Here is a 22,140-nt window from a genome sequence, read left to right on the forward strand (position 1 = left end):
ATAAAGGGGTAATTATATGAGGACAGAATATAGTGTAAATAGCGCACTTAGAAAGCCAAAGCGCTTAGGTAGAAAAAAATTGAATGATTGCTACTGGGGATACCTCATGATTTTACCTGTTATGGTAGGATTGATTGCATTCTACATAATACCATTTTTTAAAACCTTTTTTATAAGTTTTACAAACATGGGAGCCTTCGGAGCATATAATTCAATAAATCTTGACAACTTTAAGAAGATACTTACGGATACAACGTTTTATTTAGCTCTTAAGAATACTTTAGTGTTCACAATTATTGCAGTACCTGTAGGAGTATTTTTATCAATACTGCTAGCAGTTCTTCTTAATTCCAACATTAAAGGTTTGACTGTATATAGAACAATTTATTTTTTACCTGCAGTAACTATGCCTGCTGCGGTTTCAATGGTATGGAAATGGCTATTTAACAGTAATTACGGTCTTATTAACTTTCTGTTATCTAAAGTTGGCATTAAAGGCCCTGGTTGGATAACGGATCCAAAGATAGCTCTTTTCTCTATAATTATGGTTGCTATTTGGACAAAAGTTGGCTATAACATGATAATACTTTTAGCAGGGCTTCAAGGTATTTCTAAGAGCTATTATGAGGCTGCAGAAATAGATGGAGCTGGGGGGCTAGCAAAGTTTTTTAAGATTACTTTACCGCTGCTAACTCCAACCATATTCTTTGTTGTTGTTATGACGTTAATAGAGTCATTTCAAGTGTTTGACTATATATTCATGATGATTTCAACTAATAGCGTAGCGTTGGAAAGCACTCAATCAGTAGTATATTTGTTTTATAGAAGTGCCTTTGAATTACAAGAAAAGGGATATGCATCTGCAATTGCCATTGTGCTGTTCTTTATAATAATGATAATAACTGCAGTTCAAGTAAAATTACAAAATAAATGGGTTAACTATGAATAGGAGGTGTGAGTACTGTGGAAAGTGGAATAAAGAAAACAAATAAAATTTTTATTCACATCATACTTTTAATGGGAATATTGATTACAATAACTCCGTTTATATGGATGCTGCTTACTTCACTTAAAACCTTAGGTGAATCTACGCAGATACCACCCTCAATTATCCCTAAAAAGTTTATGTGGTCAAACTATAAGGAAGTTTTAAAGACATTGCCATTTTCAACCTTTTATTTCAACACTATAGTATCAACCGTGGTTAAAACAGTAGGACAGGTTTTATTATGTTCAATGGCTGCTTATGCCTTTGCAAGAATTGAATTTCCTTTTAAAAATGCCATATTCATTCTAATACTATCAGTGTTGATGGTACCTGGACAAATATTTTTACTGCCTCAGTATATGATAATGCAAAAACTAGGGCTGTTAAACACTTTAAGGGCACTTATAATACCTGGACTCTTTAGTGCCTTTGGAACCTTTTTGCTAAGACAATTTTTTATGACTCTGCCTAAAGAGCTGGAGGAGGCGGCTATACTTGATGGCTGTAATCACTTTCAAATATTTTGGAAGATAATGATGCCACTCGCAAAGCCTGGACTTACTTCTTTGGGAATATTCACTGCATTATGGAGCTGGAATGATTTGATGTGGCCGCTTATAGTAAATACTTCAGATCATAAGATGACACTTTCAGCAGGGCTAGCATCTCTCCAAGGTCAGCACTTAACCAATTTCCCAATACTTATGGCTGGGTCAGTAATGGCTATATGGCCTATGATAGTTTTATTCATAATTTTCCAAAAGTCATTTGTAGAAGGAATAGCTTTAACTGGAACCAAAGGGTAACAATTAAGTTAGGTTAAATGATAAGATCCCTGTTTATTTAAGGGATCGTCTGATGCATAAATCTGATTTTATAGATATGGAATACTCTGATGGAGTCATTCCAGTAATATTCTTAAATTGTCTTGAAAAATGATGAACAGAATTATAGTTTAGTTTATCTGCAATTTCTGAGAAGGTAAAAAGTTCTTCTCTAATAAGTCTTTTAGCTTCTTCGATTTTTAGATGTCTATAAAAGTCCATTATACTTTTGCCTGTGACTTCTTTGTAAATTACTTTAAGTGTAGTTTTGCTGAGATTACAGAAGGAAGCTACATCTTCAAATTGAATAGTGGAATAAAGATTTTTGCTTAAATAATTCTCTATCTGCTTAGCTATTTCTTCATGATACTGTTGTTTTGATTCGGCAGACATTCTTTCTACCTTATCAATACTAGAGTTTTCTCTTAAAAGGTATATTAAAAGCTGTTCAAGATAGATTTTTATTAATTGTTCAGAACCCTTGGGAGGAGATGGTTGTCTATTTAATTTGATTTCTTGTTTTACAAAGTCAGTCTTGATGGGAAGCTTAAAGCATAGGTTAGCTTCCTTAGCTATTTGAGACAATAGATCTTTACAAGTACGATTTAATTTTGAAATTTTATTTTCAAAGTATTTCATTTCAGGTGAAGAGCAGCAAAAGGAGATAACCATGATATTAGGAGCCACTTTTCCGTTGCACCACTGACTGTGAAATTCATTTGGCTTATGAAAGATAGCTTCACCTTGATTTAAAACATACATATTTTCGTCGGCGAGTATTGAAAGTTCACCTTTATCTATATAGACGATTTCCCAGAAGTTATGTGATTCGCCGTAGAATTTATAGTTTTTAGAGAATTCAAAGTAGTGAATAGTTACTACACTGTTAATAACAATATCTTCTTTTAAATCAGTTTTTACAAATTTCATAGCACTACCCCCTGATAGTAATTATTCTAGGAGTTCTTTTGTTATCAACATAAGTATATCATAAAAATACGAATGCAAAATATTGCATAGCATAAAAATATTTATTTGGAGGAAGATCCTAAAAAGGCTTTTATGGGTAAACTCATATTTTAATCCGCAAGGTTGGTTTACCCAGTGTTCTCAGTAAAAGGAGGAAGAAATATGAGAAAATACAGACTTGGAATAATCGGTACAGGAATGAGAACCATGTTTTTCATTAATGAGCTTTTAAAACATGGAAGGTTTGAAATAAAGGCTATATCAGATATACACCAAGAGAATATGGACTTACTTTGCAGCAGATATGAGGCAGAATGGGATAAATACAAGGACTATAAAATGTTGTTAAAAAGAGAGGATATAGATGCAGTTGTGATAATGAGCCCAGATTATGTTCATGAGGAGCAGGCAATAGCAGCTTTTGAAGCTGGAAAGCATGTTTTTCTGGAAAAGCCAATAGCTACCACTATTGAAGGTGGAAAGAGAGTAATTGAAAAGAGAGATGAAAGTGGAAAGACTCTTACAATTGGCTTTGTGCTTAGATATAACAAACTATATAAAAAGATGTATGAAATTGTTAATAGTGGAGCTCTAGGAGAACTTAAGACAGGCTGGGTACTTCACTCAGTTGGTGCGGGAAGCGATTGGTATTTCCATGACTGGCACAGCACCTTTGAAAATACAAGCGGTTTGCTTTTGCAAAAGGGAAGCCATGACTTTGATATTATAAACTGGATTGTAAATTCTAATGCAAAAAGATTAATGGCTTTTGGAAGTCAGGACTATTTCGGAGGAGATAAAGCTAATGAACTAGTGTGCGAAAACTGTGAAGAAAAATATAACTGTCCTGAAGCAACGAGAGAGAGAATAGTTAATTGGGAAAGGTACGATGGTAAAAAGACAGAGGTTTTATATAATATATGGAGAAATCAATGCGCATTTAGAAAAGAAATAGATGTACTTGATAATCATCAAGTAATATTAGAATATACTAATGGAGCTAAGGTTTCTTATATGGAATGTCATTATACTCCTGATGATAACAGAGAGTATATATTTATAGGTACTAAAGGAAAATTAAAGCTGGATGATGCTAAGGACACCATTACTGTACAGTTAAGACACAGCATGTATGATAGAATTGAAACTATTACATATACCAATCTTCAATCCTCAGAAGGACATGGTGGTGGAGACAAGTATATCATCCAAGACTTTGTAGATGCACTTGATACTGGAAAGCAGCCAATAGCAGGAGGAGAAGCTGGACTTGAGGCTATTCTTTTAGGCTTAAAGGCTCATGAGGCAATTAGGACAGGTGAAATACAGGAGTTGTAATGTAATAAAAACTGCTATCTAAAAAAATAGTTGACAACTCAACCTAAGCTGATAAAATTATTATTAAAATTAAAGAATTTAATTGCTTAGGGGGACTTTTATGTTTGATATAGATTCCTGCATAGGATTTATAACTAATAAGGCATCAAAAAAGATAGCAGAAGTATTTAATGATAGATTAATGTCATATGGAATAACAAGAGTTCAATGGATTGCGTTATATTATCTTCTTAAGGATGGTAAGGCGTCTCAAAAAGAACTAGCTGATAAAATGAACATTAAGGAATCTACTATAGTAAGACTTATTGATAGACTGGAAAAGGAAAAGTATGTAGAAAGAGTAAAGGAGCCTGAGAATAGGCGAATAACTTATATTATACTTACGGATTCAGGAAAAAATAGAATTACAGAACTTATTCCTGAAGGAGAAAAAATGAAAGATTCTATTTCAAAAGGCATTACAGATGAAGAGTTTGAAACCTTTAATAGAGTTTTACAAAAAATGATTGACAATATAAGCTAAATTTTAAGTATAAATTTGAGGGCTGTTTACCTGAAGCTAGGTATAACAGTTCTTTTTTTAAAAACATTGTTAAAAAATACACAAAAATATCAATTATAGCTTGAATTTCTATCACATACTTGCTATACTAATAATTAGCATAGCAAGTATTTAAAGGGGGAATATAAAATGGGAAAAAATCCAAGAGAAATGTTAAATGATTTTATGAATGGTTTACAAACAGTAGGAGCGACTAATGAAGCACAAGTTAATGCTTTCATGGGATTATTAGGAGCTGCCTATGAACCAAAGGCATTAGAAGTAAAAACAAAAGAACTTATAAGTGTGGGAATAGCTGCTTATAACAGATGTGAGTATTGCATTGTATTCCATGTATACAAGGCATTGGAAGCTGGTGCTACAAGAGAAGAAATAATGGAAGCAGCGATGGTTTCAGTAGCCTTTGGCGGAGGTCCCTCTATGGCTTATTCTGTAACACTGTTAAAGGATTCTATTGAAGAGTTTGCTCCAGAATTTAATAAGTAGATACATATAATAAGGCAGCTTAAAAGCTGCCTTATTACATAAAGGAGGGTAAAATGGTGGAATTAAAAATTGGTTCATTGCTTGGACATGGTAAAGATGCAGTGGTAACTAATATTCATAAAAAAAATGGCGATAAAGTAGCAGCTGGTGAATTAGTGCTTGAAGTTGAGGGAAGTAAGGGAAATATGGCTGTAAAGTCTCAGGTTTCAGGAAGTATTGATGAAATTAAGGTAGCTGTTGGTGATAAAGTAGATTCACAAACTTTGCTTGCGGTTATTAATGCTGAACAGTTTAAAGGGAGTACAACAACAATTTCAAAAGATAATAAGCCTAACAGCTTTAATTATTTTCAAAATATGATAAAACCAATTAAGCAAAAAATTGAAACAGATATTCTTATTATAGGTGGCGGGCCTGGGGGATATGTAGCAGCAATTAAGGCTGCTCAAATGGGTGCAAAAGTAGTTTTAGCTGAGAAGGAAGCGCTAGGGGGAACCTGCCTTAACTTAGGATGCATACCTACTAAAGCTCTAGTTAGATCTGCAGAAGTATATAGAGAATTAAGGGAAGCAGAAAAGTATGGATGTTACGCTGAAAATATATCCTATGATTTAAAAAAGGTTATGGATAGAAAGGACAGCGTTATTAAGGAATTAGTTTCAGGAATTCAATATCTCATGGACAAAAATAAAATAACTATTGTTAAAGGAATGGCAGAGTTTATTGATAAAGAATCTGTTTTGGTTAAATCTAGTACTAGTGAAACTACTATCATGGCTAAAAATATCATAGTTGCAACTGGTTCAAAATCAGTAAATCCACCTATAAAGGGCATAGAGCTTTCCGAAGTTATTAATAGTAGTGAAGCTTTGAACTTAAAAGAACTTCCTAAAAAGCTTGTGATAATTGGTGGCGGAGTCATAGGAATGGAATTTGCTTTTATATTCTCAAGCTTTGGGTCACAAGTTACAGTTATAGAATATGTTGATGATTGTTTGATGAATTGTGATAGTGATATATGTAATGAACTGTATAGAAGTGCAAAAGATTGTGGTATTAAAATTTATACTAAGGCAAAAGTAGAAGCTATCATAAGAGCTGAAGATGGAAGCAGTATTGTTGAATTTAAAACAGAAAACGAAACTAAATATGTAACAGCTGATAAAATACTTTCAGCAGCAGGAAGGGCTCCTTACTATGAGGGTTTAAACATAGAAAACGCAGGTATTGAACTTGGGGAGAAAAGAGGTATAAAAGTAAATTCTCACATGGAGACAAATGTAGAAGGTATATATGCTATAGGCGATGTAACTAATATAGTACAGCTTGCCCATGTAGCTTCTCATCAAGGAATTGTTGCTGTGGAAAGTATAATGGGTACAAGCGTGGATATGGATTATAGTACTGTACCTAGTGTTATATTTACCTATCCTGAAATTGCAATGGTAGGAATTACTGAAAAGCAGGCTGAAATTATGGGCATAGATATAAAAGTTGGAAAGTTTCCTATTGCTGCAAATGGTAAGGCACTTACCTATGGAGAAAGTCAAGGGTTTATTAAACTAATAGAAGATAAGTCGACAGGTAGACTCATAGGCGGAGCTGTAGTTGGACTTCATGCCTCTGACTTAATTGGTGAAATTACACTTGCTGTAAAGAACAACTTAACTGCAAAGCATATTGAAGAGACTATTCATGCACATCCAACTACAACAGAGATTATACATGAAGCTGCATTGGAGTTAAGAGGGGGTTCAATACACTTTGTCAAATGATGCCTTCAGGTTAGAAATTGTTCATTCAAAATCAAACAATCCATGGTTTAATTTAGCACTAGAAGAATTCCTGTTTAATAATGTTAAGAAAGATGAAGTGATTTTATATCTATGGCAAAATGATAATACAATTGTTATAGGGAAAAATCAAAACCCGTGGAAGGAATGCAGATGTAAGGAATTCGAAGTTATAGGTGGAAGAATAGCAAGACGCCTCTCAGGAGGTGGAGCTGTATTTCATGATATGGGTAACTTAAATTTTACATTTATAATGCATAGGAATAGATTTGAAATAAAAAAGCAGCTTCAAGTAATTATTGATGCTGTAAAAGATTTTGGAATAGAAGCTGAATTTTCTGGGAGAAATGATATTACGGTTCAAGGAAAAAAGTTTTCGGGAAATGCTTTTTACTATGATGGAGAAAAAGCCTATCACCATGGTACACTACTTGTAAATTCGGATATTAATAAAATGGTAAAATATCTGCAAGTTTCTAAAGAAAAAATAATTTCTAAGGGAATTGATTCCGTGAAATCTAGGGTGGTGAATTTAAATACATTTTCAAATTCTATAAATGTAGACACTTTGAAGAAAAAGCTTCAGGCAAGCTTTCTTAACACTTATGATTGTTCTAGTGTGGAAGAATATATTGCCGATGAAAGAATGATTGACATACAACAATTATATGATAAATATTCTTCTTGGAAGTGGAGATATGGTGAAACTCCTGAATTCAATGTATCCCTTGAAAATAGATTTCCTTTCGGGAATGTAGATATAAATTTTTCCTTACATGATGGAAAAATAAGTATGGTGAAAATATACTCGGATGCATTAGACTATAGCTTTATTGATATACTTTCAAAACAATTAACAAATACTGAATTTAAGAAGGAAGCAATTCAAAAAAGCTTAAACGAAGTAAGAAGCAAGAATAGTGTTATAGATGAAATAGCAAGTTGGCTTGTAAACTGTAATGACTTAATATGATTAATAGATATATTCCACTTAAGTTTAATATATAAGCAGTAGTCTAAAGAAAAGACTACTGCTTTTTTAATAAAATAACTAAATTAAATTTAAAATTCAACTTTTAACAATGTTAATTTACTAAGTCATAGATTTTAAATAAAGTTTATAAAAGTAAAATAGGCATAATGGAATAATAAAAAAGCAAACTATTATAGAGGTGAATTATATGATTAATTACGTACCCAATAAGGCATATATAGATCCAAAATGCTTAAAGCTTGAACGAGGAAAGCAAATAGTAGAAAAACTTGAAAAACTAAATGTACCTTTAGAATATACAAAAAAAGTTGAGATAAAGGGAGATTCTCCTGCTGAAATTTATATGAATGCGAAGAATACTGTGCTTGTAACTGTAAACTCTCAGAAGAAGTTAGCACCCTGCAGGCCTTCTGCAGACTATCAGTTTTCACTAACAAGTTCTTGCCCTGGCAATTGCGAGTACTGTTATTTACAAACTACACAAGGTGAAAAACCGTATATAAAGATATTTGCAAATGTTGAAGAAATACTTCAGGTTATAGATGATTATATAGAAGAAAACAAGCCTAATATCACTACCTTTGAATGTGCAAGCATAACTGATCCCATTGGACTTGAGCATCTTACAGGGAGCCTTGGTGAGTGTATAGAATACTTTGGGGGTAGTGATTATGGAAGGCTTAGATTAGTAACAAAATTTGCAGATGTAGATTCTTTATTAAATTTAAAACATAATAAGCACACAAGATTTAGATTCAGTATAAATGCAAAATATGTAATACAAAATTTTGAACATAAGACTGCAAGCTTTGAAGAGAGGATGGAAGCAGTTAGAAAAATTGCAGAAGCGGGATATCCGATAGGTTTTATTGTTGCTCCTATAATGATATTTGATAACTGGCAGCAGCAGTATAATGAACTTTTTGAAAGATTAAAGGGTGCACTAGGCAATTACCAGGAACAAATTAGTTTTGAACTAATTCAGCACAGGTTTACAGCTACAGCTAAAGAACTTATACAAAGCAGATTTAAGAATACAAAATTAGATATGGAAGAACAGAACAGACAGCTAAAGTGGGGACCCTACGGAAAATTTAAATATGTTTATAAAAAAGAACAGAGTATTGATATTAAAAATTATATTACTAAGCTAATAAACACCAATTTTAATAATTCTAATATTGAGTATTTTACATAGAAGCTTAAAAAGGCTGCATAATGATAAGCAGCCTTTTAAAACCATATGAGAGAAAAAATAGTTATATTTTTGATACATTCAAATCCATAACCATATATTTATTTATAGATAATGGATTGATTGCGCTTTTAGCTGTTCCTCTGTATCCAGCACCAAACATATGATATATATTTGAGAAAACTTGAAGCTCTGGAAGTCTTCCAATAAGCCTTTTGCCATCAAATAGAAATGGCAGCTGTACTGGTGTTGCAAAGTCACCAGCTGGGGTGAAATCTCCACCGGAGGCAATTGCAACAAATATTGCTTTTTCTCCTCCTAGCAGGTCTTCTAGGCTTTTATTTGCTTCTTCAACACTAAAGCCTGTTAATCCTAAACTAGGAACACTATCATATTCAGCTACAGCACTACCGGTTAATGCAAGCTTATACTTATCCGCCGTTCTTTTATCAGTATAAGGGGATACAACTACACCGTTTTTTATAAGGCTATATCTATAATTATCATTAACTGTTCCTTCTGCATCAAAGAAAGGATGAATTCCATCTTCAGGGTTTAAAGACTGATAGAGGGTAAAGTCATTGCTAAAAAGCTTTTCTCCTGTTTTACCTGATAAGAGTGAACTGCCTGTAGAAAATAAGTTAGCATTAAGGTCTTGGAGAAACTTCATAAGTGGAAGTCCTTCCAGCATAGAAAAAACTACAGGATAAGTGCCCTCCTTATCAAAGGATAAAAGATTGCTATATGCATCACAGGTGCTATTTGTTAGAGAAAGAAATGCATCTCTATTATATTTTCTTCCTTGAAATTCAACAAATCCATCCATGATATTCCTTGAAGATTTTTCTTTGAAAACAAGTTCAGCAAGCATATATCTATCTTTGTATGAAAGGTTTAAATTTCTTATGTTGCTAAGATTGATTTCCTGCTCTACTAAGTTTATTTTATTTGTAAAGTAAAAATTAGGCTGAGATTTTTTTAATTCTTCCATTACTATACCGATTTCATTAACAAAAGCTTCATCATCTAGCAGTTCTCCTCTACAATCTATAGCTTCTTCTTTGTTAGCTGTAGGTTCAAGGTTATAGGGGATTTTATTAGCAAGTGCTTCTTCAGCTTCTTTAATAAGTATACTGTCCTCTGCATTTCCTAAAGAGCCTGAGATTCCAATGAAGCCATCTTTGTACACTCTCATGCCCGTTTTGGTTATATCCTTTTTCCTTATTGATTCCACAGAAGTTTGAACTATATTTATACTGGTTTCCTTAATTCTATTAGAATATTTTTCAACTACCATAACTGCACCTCCTTATTGTACATTCATATTTCTAACCCTTACGTATGGGCCGCCAAAGCCTACAGGTAGAGGGAATTGTTCCATTTTTCCGCATCCGCCAGTTACAAAAGATATAATTTGGAGTTTATCAGATAGTCCGTCTATTTCAGAAAGGGTGTCAAATACGCTGCCAGTTATAACAGAAACATTAACTGGTTCTGCTATTTTTCCATTTCTTATATAGTAGCTTCGATTAGGTGCTAAAGTAAATGTGGACATACCAGAGCCGTGCTTTATAGTTTCAACTAAAATACCTTCTTCAACTTCTGAAATAAGCTGTTCTTTGGTTTTATTTCCAGGCATTATATAAGTGCAGGTCATTCTAACAATAGGCTCAAATTCAAAATTAATTGCTCTTCCGTTACCTGTTACATCTTCTTCAAGGGAGGCGGAAGTAACGGCACTGTGAAGTCTTCCTTTAAGTATTCCATTTTGAATTAAAAAGGTTTTTCTAGCTCTTGTACCTTCATCATCAAAAGGTACATAACCGCTGGATATTTCATTTCCATCATCAACTATAGAGAGATGCTCTGGCGCAATTCTTGAACCTAGAGCCCATTCTTTTTTCATGGTTTCATCTCCAAGCATAAAGTCTGCTTCGCTCTTGTGACCAAAGCTTTCATGGGCAAAAACACCAGCTGCCTCTGGTGAAAGAATAACAGTATACTTGCCAGGTATTACTGATTTAGCTTCATGTAGATAATTTTCGCAGAGCTTAATATATTCTACAAATTCATCTTCTTTATTCAACAGCTCATTGAAATAGCAGGAAGATCTTTGAAAACCATCTGTAAGCTGCTTTTCACCTTCTGCCATATTAAATCTAAGAGAAAAACCAGCTCTTTGGCTGTCAAAGGTTAAATTAGAGCCTTTACTGGAATATATATTTTTCACTTTTCTTTCATCGATGTATTTAAATGAATACATTTTTATAAATGGATTTTTGATATATTTAAAGTAAGGTAATAGAAGGGAAAGCTTTCTTTCCTTTGGGATTTTAGATATATCATTGTCTGTAAAAGTTATGCAGCTTCCGCTGTTAGTCTCTAGCTTTTTAATTACAGGATGATCATAAATATTCTCGTTTGGCGTTGCTAAGGAAGCTAAATTATCAATTTCCTTTTGAATGTTAGAGATGTCAGTAGTAGAACTGTAGTACCACTTTATGCCATCGAATACTCTAATAAATGCGGCTTTATAATGTCTTGTTTTATTTTCATCAAGATTTTCCATAGTATAGAATATTTTTGTTTCAAAAACTTCCTCTATACGTACATCAGTATAAAGATTTCTTGGAAATATAAACATGGAATCCCTCCTTTATCCACATGTAAAGTTAAGAATAACTATTAATTGTGGACTAATTTTTATAATTTTAGGATAATTATACCAGGTAATTAAAGAATTTCATAGTGATATATAAAACGCCCACCTTATAAACCTATGTTCAGAGAAGAAGAAATATGCATATTTGGAAGCGTTATAATTAGACACGAATTGCGAAAAATGTTATAATATGAATGAAAATGAGTGTGCGCAAGGGGGATTGTCATGAAGTTTTTAGTAAAAAGGTTTAAAAAAATTAAACTAAAAAATGGAATTTTCATAATAGTTCTAATCTCGATGATATCATATATGTTAATGTGTGGTGTAGGATATAGAAATATGAGCAGTATTGATAAGAATGTAAAAAATATATACTCAAATAAATTGATTCCTATCACAGATATTTCGGCAATAAGATCAAATTTACTTGGTATGAGACTTATTATGAATAAGGCTCAGTTATCCTATACTCCTGAATACATGGCTAAAATATCAGATTATGATGTTCAGATTAAAAATAGCTTTAAAGACTATAAAAAAAGTACCATGACTAGTGAAGAAAAGAAAATGCTTACGGATATTGAAAACGATTATAATGCATACATAAAACTTTGGGACGGTGTAAAGGATAAGGTTTCTAAAGGAGAGGATTTAACAAGTACAGAAAACGAAGAATTATATAGTAAAGGAGAGATATTGGAGGAGAGTATAAAGCAGCTTCAAAATTTAAATGCAACTAATGCAGAAAAATTAAACATAGACAGTGAAGCACTATTTAAAAGTAATATAATACTTCTACTTGTTATAGCATTAGCTTCCATAGCTGTATTTATGATTGTTGCAATAGCCTTTTCAATAACTATTAGTTCCTCTTCTATGGAATTAATCCAAAAATTAAAGAAGATTGCTGGTGGTGACTTTACAGTTGAGCTAGAGAGAAACAATAAATCTGAATTTGGGCAGATGAGTAAAGCTCTAGGAGAAACTTTAGATAATGTATCAGCCATGATTATAAATATAAAAGAGAAGTCAAATCATATAGATATGCAGTCCTATAACTTATCTTCTACAGCAGAGGAAATGACATCCTCTTCTGAAAATGTTGCTACTGCTATATCGGAGGTGGCAAGTGGTACAAGTTCTCAATCTAATGAGTTAATGAGTATAAGTGAGATTGTACAGGATTTTGGAGAAGAATTAGAAAAATTAGTAGTATCCATTAATGAAATTGAACAAAATACAAGGGGGATTAATAACTTAGCAGGATCCAGCAATAAAGATATGGAAAAACTAGCTGCTTCGGTTCAAGGTTTAAGTAGCTCCTTTAACAGCTTTATTAGTAAAATAGATAATTTAGGTATGAGTATAAATCAAATAAATGAAATAACTGCCTTGATAAATGATATTGCTGATCAAACTAACTTATTGGCACTCAATGCAGCAATTGAAGCTGCCAGAGCTGGTGAAGCAGGAAAGGGTTTTGCAGTAGTAGCTGATGAAATTAGAATGCTTGCTGAACAGAGTAAAACATCTTCAGAGAACATTAATGTATTAATAGGCACTATAGCAGATGAGTCAAAAGAAATGATACTTTCTGCTGGAAATATGGATAATGAAATGCAGCAGCAAATCAATATGATTAATAGTACTATTGAATCCTTTAAAAATATAATTAATGCAGTTGAAATGGTTATACCAAAGGTAGAAGAGGCAAATGGTGCTGTGGTAAAAATAGATAGCGAAAAGAATGAAATACTTGAAAAGGTTGAACAGGTATCTTCTATATCGCAAGAAGTTTCAGCATCATCAGAGGAAATTGCCGCAGCTGCACAGCAGATGAATTCTTCTTCAGAGGAAGTAGCAACCTCTGCAGCACAATTGACCGATTCAACCAAGGAAATGATGGAACAGGTTGAAAAGTTTATAGTGTAATCTTTTAAAGGCGGCTTATTGGCCGCTTTTTATAAATTTTTCCTATAGATAAAAGCTATGGCTGAAATTTTATCTATTACTAAAAATAATTTTACATTTGGAAAAAATAGTGATATAATTTTTATGTTGTTAGTGACAAGGCTCCTTGGTCAAGCGGTCAAGACGCCACCCTCTCACGGTGGAATCAGGGGTTCGATTCCCCTAGGAGTCACCATTACAATATAATATTGGGGTGTGGCCAAGCGGTAAGGCTCCAGACTCTGACTCTGGCATTCGTAGGTTCGAATCCTACCATCCCAGCCAATTTTATATAAGCAAATTATAAAAAAGAGTTCATAGAAGAGCTCTTTTTTTATTTTTTTGCTCCTACACTTTTTTTAAAATTCTTGTTAGTTATAGATATTATACAAAAGAAATAATACAATATGCATTTTTAAGTATAAGTATTAATAAAATATGCATAATTATAAAATTACTATTTTAAACTTAATACATAATTATGAAAAGGTTTATATGCTTTTATTTGATAAAATTGAAGCAAATCTATGAAAACATAAGTAAATATGAGAAATAGCTATATATTTTGAATGAATCCAGATAAGCAAAAGAAAATGATGTTGTATAAATATGAATAATAATGTATAATTGTTGCATAAGTTGAGTATAAATATACAAATTAAATGTATAAATATTAAATGTGATAATGGTTTTGTAAGGAGGATGTAGTATATGGAAAAAGTAATTTTAGCTTACTCTGGAGGATTGGATACTTCAATAATAGTTACTTGGTTAAAGGAAAATTATGATGTAGAGGTAATTGCAGCTTGCATAGATGTGGGCCAAGGGGAAGATATGGAGGCAATTAAGGAAAAAGCAATAAAGACTGGTGCTTCCAAAGTATATGTAGAAGATTTAAAAGAAGAGTTTGTAACTAAATATTTATATAATGCTATTAAGGCAGGGACTCTGTATGAAGGTAAATATTTGCTGGGAACAGCATTAGCTAGACCATCCATGGCTAAGAGATTAGTTGAGATAGCACATGCTGAAGGAGCTAAATATATATGTCATGGATGTACTGGTAAAGGCAACGATCAAGTGCGCTTTGAGGTAGGAATAGCAGCTTTTGATCCCAGCATAAAAATAATAGCGCCGTGGAGAATATGGGATATAAAATCAAGAGAGGATGCTATTGATTATGCAGAAGCTAAGGGGATAGATATACCTGTTACTAAAGAAAAAATTTATTCAAGAGATAAAAATCTTTGGCATGTAAGTCATGAGGGGGGAGATCTAGAAGATTTAAAAAATGAACATAAAACAGATATGTATCTGATGACTATACCTCCTGAAAAGGCAAAGGATGAAGCAACATATGTAGAAATATATTTTGAAAAGGGTGTACCAGTAAAAATTAATGGTGAAGAAATATCCCCAGTAGGAATAATTGAAACCTTAAATAAATTAGGCGGAGAAAATGGGATAGGTGTTATAGATATTCTAGAAAACAGACTTGTTGGAATGAAATCAAGAGGTGTTTATGAAACTCCAGGAGGAACAATACTTTATGCAGCACATAAAGAACTGGAATATGCAACTCTAGAAAAAGATTCGCTACATTACAAACAGCTTATAGCACAAAAGTATGCAGAACTTGTATATAATGGACTTTGGTTCACTACCTTGAGAGAGTCCTTAGATGCATTTGTAGAAACTACACAAAAGAATGTAACAGGAAGCGTAAAGCTAAAATTGTATAAAGGCAATATAATGGTAGCTGGAATTGATACACCATATGCATTATATGAAGAGTCCATTTCCTCCTTTGGTGCAAGTAATATGTATGATCATAAGGATTCAGAAGGCTTTATTAATCTATTTGGATTGCCATGTAAGATAAATGCACTTATTAAAGAAAAAAATAAGCTTTCAGAAAAGCTAGGAAGATAATTATAAGTGCATTCTTATACAAAAAGCTAATAAAGATAAAAGAAAGGTTTGATTGATGTGAAGCTTTGGGGAGGAAGATTTTCTAAAGAGGAAAGTAAGCTTATGGAGGAATTCAACTCTTCTCTAAGCTTTGATAAGAGGTTGTATAGTGAGGATATTAAAGGCTCAATAGTCCATGCAGCAATGCTGGCGAAGTGCAGTATAATAAGCAAATCTGAAGCAGATATAATAATTGAAGGATTAAAATCTATCAATAAGGATATTGAAGAGGGACAGTTATTAATCCAAGGAGATTACGAGGATATACACAGTTTTGTAGAGTCTAACCTTATTACTAGGATAGGAGAAGTAGGAAAGAAGCTTCATACTGCAAGAAGCAGAAATGACCAAGTTGCATTAGATATGAAGTTATACTGTAAAACTAAAGCAAAGAATATTATTGAAGAACTTGAAATTCTCATAAGTGTACTTGTTAAAGTGGGAGAAAGCAATAATGTAATTATGCCTGGGTATACTCATCTTCAAAGGGCGCAGGTAGTTACTTTTAAGCACCATATGATGGCTTACTGCAGTATGTTTGGAAGGGATAAGAAGAGAATAGCTAATGCAGTAGAAGTAATGAACGAAAGCCCTCTTGGCTGCTGTGCGCTGGCAGGTACTACTTATAGTACAGATAGAGAATTTACTTCTAGTGAGCTTGGCTTTAATAAGCCGGTAGATAATTTTTTAGATGGAGTAAGTGATAGGGATTTTGTAATAGAGCTTTCTGCGTGCTTTTCCATAATAATGATGCACCTGAGCAGATTAAGTGAGGAATTGATACTATGGAGTTCTAAAGAATTTGATTTTATTATTATAGGTGACGAATTTACTACGGGCAGCAGTATAATGCCTCAAAAGAAAAATCCTGATGCTGCTGAACTTATAAGAGGAAAGACTGGAAGGGTATATGGAGCACTTATAGCCATACTTACAGCAATGAAGGGACTACCATTAGCATATAATAAGGATATGCAGGAGGATAAGGAGCTGTTCTTTAATGCTATGGATACCACCTCTATATGCATAAGAGTAATGGGAGAAATGCTTAACACTATTAAGGTGAATAAGGATAAGATGTATAGTGCGGTGAAAAAAGGTTTTTTAAATGCCACAGAAGCTGCAGACTATCTTGCTTCTAAGGGTGTACCATTTAGAGATGCACATGGCATAATTGGTGCTATAGTAATATACTGTGAAGAAAATAAAAAGGCTATAGAGGAATTAAAACTAGAAGAGTTAATACGTTTTAGTGGTATGTTTGAGAACGATATTTATGAATTTGTATCTTATAATAACACATTAGACAAAGGTATAAAAAAACTATTAAAATAAAGGAAAACTGCAGTTCAAATCGGGGCTGCAGTTTTTTATTTTATAAAATTTTTTCAAATAAGGTATTGCAAAGATGAACAATGTTCAGTATACTATGATTATAGAAGTTTCGGATAATAAATATTAAATAGTAGTAATTATTAAGGAGTGCATTAAATTATGAAAGAAAAGAAATATTCAATACTTCCTATATTTTTTACAGTGTTTTTGGATCTTTTAGGCTTAGGTATTGTAATTCCTATATTACCAGCTGTTCTTTTAGATCCTAGAGGAGGGGTATTACCTTTTAGTTATACTTTTTCAACTAGAACCATGTTATATGGATTTTTAGTAGCGGCTTATCCAATAGCACAGTTTTTTGGAGCTCCAATATTAGGTACTCTTGCAGACAAAAATGGAAGAAAAAAACTGCTGCTCATATCACTTTTAGGAACTTTGATAGGCTATATTATTTTTGCTATAGGTATTATCGAAAAAAATATTTATCTTTTATTCTTAGGTAGAATAATTGATGGATTCACTGGAGGAAATATTTCTATAGCACAATCAGCTATGGCAGATATAAGTGATGAAAAAACTAAGTCAAGAAATTTTGGACTTATAGGTATGGCTTTTGGACTTGGATTTATAATAGGGCCATATGTGGGAGGAAAACTTTCCGACGCATCTATTGTAAGCTGGTTTACTTATGCAACACCATTTTGGCTTTCAGTGGTATTAACTACAGTTAATATACTGCTTGTAGTTTGGAGATTCCCAGAGACATTAGCAAAAGGAAGACAGGTTAAGGTTAGTGCTTTTACTGGTATAAGAAATCTTAAAAAAGCTTTTGGATATGAAGAACTAAGAACCATGTTCTTAGTAGGATTTCTTCTAACTGTAGGATTCAACTTCTTTACACAGTTTTTTCAAGTGTTTTTGATAGGTAAGTTCCATTTTTCTCAATCAAAAATCGGTGACTTCTTTGCTTATATGGGATTATGGATTGCACTAGCACAGGGTATGGTATTAAGACCTCTAGCTAAAAAGTATAAACCAGCAAGTATATTAAGCTTTTCAATAATACTTTTAGCAGCAAGTTTTCCAATACTTTTAATTCCTGATAAAGCAATGTGGCTATATTTAATAGTACCATTCATATCAATATTTCAGGGATTAACTCAACCAAACAGTACAGCTATAGTTTCCAACTTAACGGATAGAGAAAAGCAAGGTGAGATATTAGGAATAAACCAATCAATACAATCAGTAGCTCAAGCTATTCCACCTATAATTGCAGGCTTTGTAACTTCTGTTAATATAAATCTTCCTACAGTATTTGCCGCTGCAGCTACATTAGCAGCGTGGTTAATGTTTAGATTTGTATTTTTAAAAAAGAAGGGTGCCGTAGAGAAACTTCAGCTGCAGCAAATTAATTAAATAAAAATAATATATAGAATATGGTGATACCTCTATACAAATTCGTATGGGGGTATAACTTTTTCCACATATAGATAAAACTGTGTGATTTTTATGTGATAATTATGTGTTTTAACATTTTGTTCATAATGTTGTCACTAGCTTGTCAACAACCTCAAATAATATTTAATTATTGTTAAAGAAAAAGCAGTTAAAAATATATATTACTTAGAAAGTAGGAGGAATAACTGTGAAAAAGACATTAATTAAGATTTTAATAGCTTGTTTAATTGTAGGTGGTGTAGGGGCTGGAGGATATTATGGCTACACAAAGTATAAAGCTAGTAAAGCTACGGTAGCAACAGTGCAATATATAACTGCTACTGCAAGAAAGATGAACCTTCAAGTAACTATTCAAGGAACTGGAAGTGTATATGCGGCTAATCAAAAGGATATTGTTGCTAATAATAATGGAGATATTAAAGGCTTAAGTTTGAATGTTGGTGATACAGTTAAGAAGGGAGCTAAGATTTGTACTGTATATAGCGATCAAGTACAACAAAATGTAACTAAGGCTTCAAATAATCTTCAAAAGCAAAATCTTCAGCTTGCAAATGCAAAGACTGATGATGCTGTAACACTACAAAACTTGGCTATAAGTGATGCTCAAAACGACTTAAATAGTGCTATAGCACAAAGGGATAAGATGACAATTACTTCACCTATAGATGGAATTGTTATTGCTAAAAATAATGATAATGGTGATTCCATTCAAGCTAATAAAGCAATTTTAACAGTTGTGGACCCTACTTCCTATAAAATAAAAGTAGCAGTAGATGAATTGGATATAGCTAAGGTAAAACAGGGGCAAAAGACTGAAATTAAATTTGGTGCTATAAAGGATAAAACCTATGAAGGAACAGTAGATACTATAGCAGAGACTGGAACAACTTCAAATAATGTTACTACCTATGATGTGGTTGTTTCTATAAAAGATCCTTCTGGCATTAAATTAGGCATGAATGCAAATGTAAGTATTCAAGTTGAAAACAAAGAAAATGCATTAGTTATACCAACAGAAGCTTTGGTTGAAAGAAATGGCAATAAATTTGTATTGATAGAAAATAGTGATGGAACAAATACAAGTTCAAATGGTAATTCACAGAAAAATGCAGAAGCTAGTACACCTAGCAATGGTCAAAATACTGGAACAAACCAAGGTGGTAACGGACAAAATAGTGGATGGAATCAAGGTGGTAGTGGACAAAGTTCACAAGGACGTTCAAATAATGGACAAAGAAATCAAAATGGACAGAGCTCAAGAAATGCGTCAGGATATGCTGGTGCAGCGTACAGTGGTAAAGGTAAGCTAGTTCCAATTAAAACAGGCACCGAAAATGAAAACTACATTGAGGTAACTGAAGGTTTAACAGAAGGCGAAAAAGTATTAATAGCTTTACCTCAAGTAAGTACAACTAATAATAACAATAATCTGAGAAACAGCTTTGGCGGAAGCATGGGTGGTTTCGGCGGAGGTATGGGCGGAAACTTTGGAGGTCAAGGTGGCACAAGAAATAATGGTGGAAACAGTTCAACAAAGAAGAATTAGGACATTTTAATTTTATCAAGTTTCATATGGAGGAAAAATATATGAATGATTCCATGGGCAAAGTCGAACTTATAAAAATGAAAGACATTAATAAGATATATAACATGGGAAGTTCCACCTTTACTGCTTTGAGCCAGGTTAACCTTACAATATGTAAAGGGGAATATGTGGCTATTGTAGGACCTTCCGGAGCAGGTAAGTCTACGTTAATGAATATTTTAGGATGTTTGGATACTGCATCTAGTGGTGAATATATTCTGGATGGACTTAACACAAAATGCAGTGATTCAAAGCTGGCGGAGATAAGGAATAGTAAGATTGGCTTCATATTTCAAAATTATAATCTGCTTCCAAAGCTGAACATTATGGAAAATGTAGAGCTGCCTCTTCTGTACTTAGGACTTTCTAAAAAAGTGGTTAAGGAAAGAGCTTTAGAATCTCTAAAAAGGGTTGGCCTTGAAACTCATCTTAAGCATAAATCCACTGAACTTTCTGGTGGACAAAAACAGAGGGTAGCTATAGCTAGAGCTTTAGCTACAAAGCCACAGATAATACTTGCAGATGAACCAACAGGAGCATTGGACAGTAAGACTGGAAAAGAAGTTTTAGCTATGCTTAAGGATTTAAATAAAGAAGGCAATACTATAATAATAATTACCCACGATAATGAAATTGCTAGTGAAGCTAAGCGTATTATACATGTAAAGGATGGAAAAATCACATCTGATACTATTAATGAAAATATAAGGGAAGAGGTGTAGCTATGAGATTTACAAGACTTTTTAAGATGGCTATGGCCTCCATCTGGGGTAGTAAGATGCGTTCCTTTCTTACTATGCTTGGAATAATTATCGGTATTTCCTCGGTAATAGTTTTGGTAGGCATGGGTCAAGGAACAAAAAAACAGGTAACAGATCAAATAGAAAAGCTGGGAACAAATCTTATTACTGTAAGTATCACAGGTAACAGGACTGCAGCGATTACTGATGAAGAGCTTGCGGATTTAAAGACAAAGCCAGGTATTAAGGAAATTGCTCCTACTCTAACTCAAGGAAACGTAAATGTAAAGGCTGGGGATCAAACAGCTACTACAAGCCTTGAGGCATCTACTCCAAATTACACTGAGATAAGAAAAGTTGGAGTTAGCGCTGGTAGATTTATTACAGACAGAGATTTAGAGAATAGATTTAAAGTAGCTGTAATAGGTGTTGATGTAGCTAACAATCTATTTGGTAATACCAATGTTGTAGGAAAAACTATGTATGTTAACGGAATTGAATTTAATATAGTAGGACTTCTGGAATCTACAGGAACTTCAGCTGCTGGCTCTAATGATGATAAGATCATATTGCCCCTTACTACTGCTCAAAGACTATTAAAGACTACTGCTATCAGAACCTTTTATGTAGAAGCTGCGGATAAAGATAAGGTTTCAGAAGCTATGTCTTATCTTCAATTATTTTTAAATAAAAAGTATAATAATGATACAAAGTCCTATAGGGTATTCAATCAAACTTCCCTATTAGACACAGCAAACACTACAACTCAGAGCATGACTACAATGCTAGCTGGTATAGCAGCTATATCTCTCGTTGTTGGTGGAATAGGTATAATGAACATTATGCTTGTATCAGTCGTTGAAAGAACTAGGGAAATAGGCATAAGAAAAGCTATAGGAGCCAAGAGGGGAACAATACTTACTCAATTCCTAATTGAAGCTTCAACTATAAGCAGCTTAGGTGGAGTTATTGGAGTTTTAATTGGATTTCTAGCGGCTTATGGTGCTGAAAAGTTCTTTAATATGACTATTGTGATATCAAATAGCGTTGTATTTGGAGCGTTCTTATTTTCTGTTTTAGTTGGAATTATATTTGGAATATATCCAGCTAGCAAGGCTTCAAAGTTAAATCCAATAGATGCCTTAAGATTTGAATAATTCTCAAAACTCATGTAGTATTAAATATAGGATAAACTATAGCTGCATGAGTTTTTGACATATTATCATTGAGGTAATAGTCTAAATAACGATTATTGGGTAGTTAAGGTAATGATATTTAGTGTTAATT

The 22,140-nt window shown here is 33.1% G+C and carries 18 protein-coding genes and 2 tRNA genes; 17 read left to right on the plus strand and 3 right to left on the minus strand.

Annotation, left to right across the window (positions count from 1 at the left end):
* Positions 1-16: 16 nt before the first annotated feature.
* Both bsdE14_RS15465 and bsdE14_RS15470 read left to right on the plus strand, forming a co-directional pair.
* Positions 17-949, plus strand: a complete 933-nt coding sequence (locus bsdE14_RS15465; RefSeq protein ID WP_264850903.1) for a carbohydrate ABC transporter permease — start codon at positions 17-19, stop codon at positions 947-949.
* A gap of 68 nt (positions 950-1,017) precedes the next feature.
* A complete protein-coding gene (locus tag bsdE14_RS15470) occupies positions 1,018-1,794 on the plus strand; it encodes a carbohydrate ABC transporter permease (RefSeq protein WP_435382610.1) in 777 nt (258 codons plus the stop codon).
* A 33-nt stretch (positions 1,795-1,827) separates the two neighbouring features.
* Here the strand turns inward: bsdE14_RS15470 and bsdE14_RS15475 are convergent, their stop codons facing one another.
* Positions 1,828-2,742: an AraC family transcriptional regulator gene (locus bsdE14_RS15475; RefSeq protein WP_264850905.1), complete on the minus strand. Its 915-nt coding sequence runs from the start codon at positions 2,740-2,742 to the stop codon at positions 1,828-1,830.
* Between the two features lie 201 nt (positions 2,743-2,943).
* Here bsdE14_RS15475 and bsdE14_RS15480 point away from each other — a divergent pair, with 201 nt between their 5' ends.
* The 6 genes from bsdE14_RS15480 (at position 2,944) to splB (ending at position 9,152) form a co-directional block, all read left to right on the plus strand.
* Positions 2,944-4,119 carry a Gfo/Idh/MocA family protein gene (locus tag bsdE14_RS15480; protein ID WP_264850906.1) on the plus strand — a complete coding sequence of 392 codons (1,176 nt, stop codon included), beginning with the start codon at positions 2,944-2,946 and terminating at the stop codon, positions 4,117-4,119.
* Between the two features lie 100 nt (positions 4,120-4,219).
* Positions 4,220-4,642, plus strand: a complete 423-nt coding sequence (locus bsdE14_RS15485; RefSeq protein WP_264850907.1) for a MarR family winged helix-turn-helix transcriptional regulator — start codon at positions 4,220-4,222, stop codon at positions 4,640-4,642.
* A gap of 168 nt (positions 4,643-4,810) precedes the next feature.
* Positions 4,811-5,167: a carboxymuconolactone decarboxylase family protein gene (locus tag bsdE14_RS15490; RefSeq protein WP_264850908.1), complete on the plus strand. Its 357-nt coding sequence runs from the start codon at positions 4,811-4,813 to the stop codon at positions 5,165-5,167.
* Positions 5,168-5,220: 53 nt separating this feature from the next.
* Positions 5,221-6,942 (plus strand): dihydrolipoyl dehydrogenase, encoded by a 1,722-nt coding sequence (gene lpdA, locus bsdE14_RS15495; RefSeq protein ID WP_264850909.1) that lies wholly within the window; start codon positions 5,221-5,223, stop codon positions 6,940-6,942.
* Positions 6,932-7,933: a lipoate--protein ligase gene (lplA, locus tag bsdE14_RS15500; RefSeq protein ID WP_264850910.1), complete on the plus strand. Its 1,002-nt coding sequence runs from the start codon at positions 6,932-6,934 to the stop codon at positions 7,931-7,933. The genes lpdA and lplA overlap by 11 nt, the downstream gene beginning before the upstream one ends.
* A 208-nt stretch (positions 7,934-8,141) precedes the next feature.
* A complete protein-coding gene (gene splB / locus bsdE14_RS15505) occupies positions 8,142-9,152 on the plus strand; it encodes a spore photoproduct lyase (protein WP_264850911.1) in 1,011 nt (336 codons plus the stop codon).
* Positions 9,153-9,213: 61 nt separating this feature from the next.
* On the opposite strand, the gene bsdE14_RS15510 is transcribed toward splB, so the two are convergent.
* Together bsdE14_RS15510 and bsdE14_RS15515 are read right to left on the minus strand one after the other, a co-directional pair.
* Positions 9,214-10,446 carry a metallopeptidase TldD-related protein gene (locus bsdE14_RS15510; protein WP_264850912.1) on the minus strand — a complete coding sequence of 411 codons (1,233 nt, stop codon included), beginning with the start codon at positions 10,444-10,446 and terminating at the stop codon, positions 9,214-9,216.
* Between the two features lie 12 nt (positions 10,447-10,458).
* A complete protein-coding gene (locus tag bsdE14_RS15515) occupies positions 10,459-11,793 on the minus strand; it encodes a TldD/PmbA family protein (protein WP_264850913.1) in 1,335 nt (444 codons plus the stop codon).
* A gap of 243 nt (positions 11,794-12,036) precedes the next feature.
* Between bsdE14_RS15515 and bsdE14_RS15520 the strand changes: the two genes are divergently transcribed.
* From bsdE14_RS15520 to bsdE14_RS15560, 9 genes are all read left to right on the plus strand, one after another.
* Positions 12,037-13,743, plus strand: coding sequence for a methyl-accepting chemotaxis protein (locus bsdE14_RS15520; RefSeq protein ID WP_264850914.1), 1,707 nt, complete (start codon positions 12,037-12,039; stop codon positions 13,741-13,743).
* Positions 13,744-13,882: 139 nt separating this feature from the next.
* A tRNA-Glu gene (locus bsdE14_RS15525) sits at positions 13,883-13,957 on the plus strand.
* A 14-nt stretch (positions 13,958-13,971) separates the two neighbouring features.
* Positions 13,972-14,046 (plus strand) — tRNA-Gln (locus tag bsdE14_RS15530).
* Between the two features lie 426 nt (positions 14,047-14,472).
* Entirely contained in the window at positions 14,473-15,693 is a 1,221-nt protein-coding gene (locus bsdE14_RS15535) for an argininosuccinate synthase (RefSeq protein WP_264850915.1), read from the plus strand.
* A 57-nt stretch (positions 15,694-15,750) separates the two neighbouring features.
* On the plus strand, positions 15,751-17,067 hold the full coding sequence (gene argH, locus bsdE14_RS15540; RefSeq protein WP_264852278.1) for an argininosuccinate lyase: 1,317 nt from the start codon (positions 15,751-15,753) through the stop codon (positions 17,065-17,067).
* Positions 17,068-17,226: 159 nt separating this feature from the next.
* Entirely contained in the window at positions 17,227-18,486 is a 1,260-nt protein-coding gene (locus bsdE14_RS15545) for an MFS transporter (protein WP_264850916.1), read from the plus strand.
* Between the two features lie 229 nt (positions 18,487-18,715).
* Positions 18,716-20,074, plus strand: a complete 1,359-nt coding sequence (locus tag bsdE14_RS15550) for an efflux RND transporter periplasmic adaptor subunit (RefSeq protein WP_264850917.1) — start codon at positions 18,716-18,718, stop codon at positions 20,072-20,074.
* 41 nt (positions 20,075-20,115) lie between these two features.
* Positions 20,116-20,835 carry an ABC transporter ATP-binding protein gene (locus tag bsdE14_RS15555; protein ID WP_264850918.1) on the plus strand — a complete coding sequence of 240 codons (720 nt, stop codon included), beginning with the start codon at positions 20,116-20,118 and terminating at the stop codon, positions 20,833-20,835.
* 2 nt (positions 20,836-20,837) lie between these two features.
* Positions 20,838-22,010, plus strand: coding sequence for an ABC transporter permease (locus bsdE14_RS15560; RefSeq protein WP_264850919.1), 1,173 nt, complete (start codon positions 20,838-20,840; stop codon positions 22,008-22,010).
* The last annotated feature ends 130 nt before the right edge of the window (positions 22,011-22,140 follow it).

It is taken from the genome of Clostridium omnivorum, assembly GCF_026012015.1.
GTDB classification, from domain to species: Bacteria; Bacillota; Clostridia; order Clostridiales; family Clostridiaceae; genus Clostridium_AX; species Clostridium_AX omnivorum.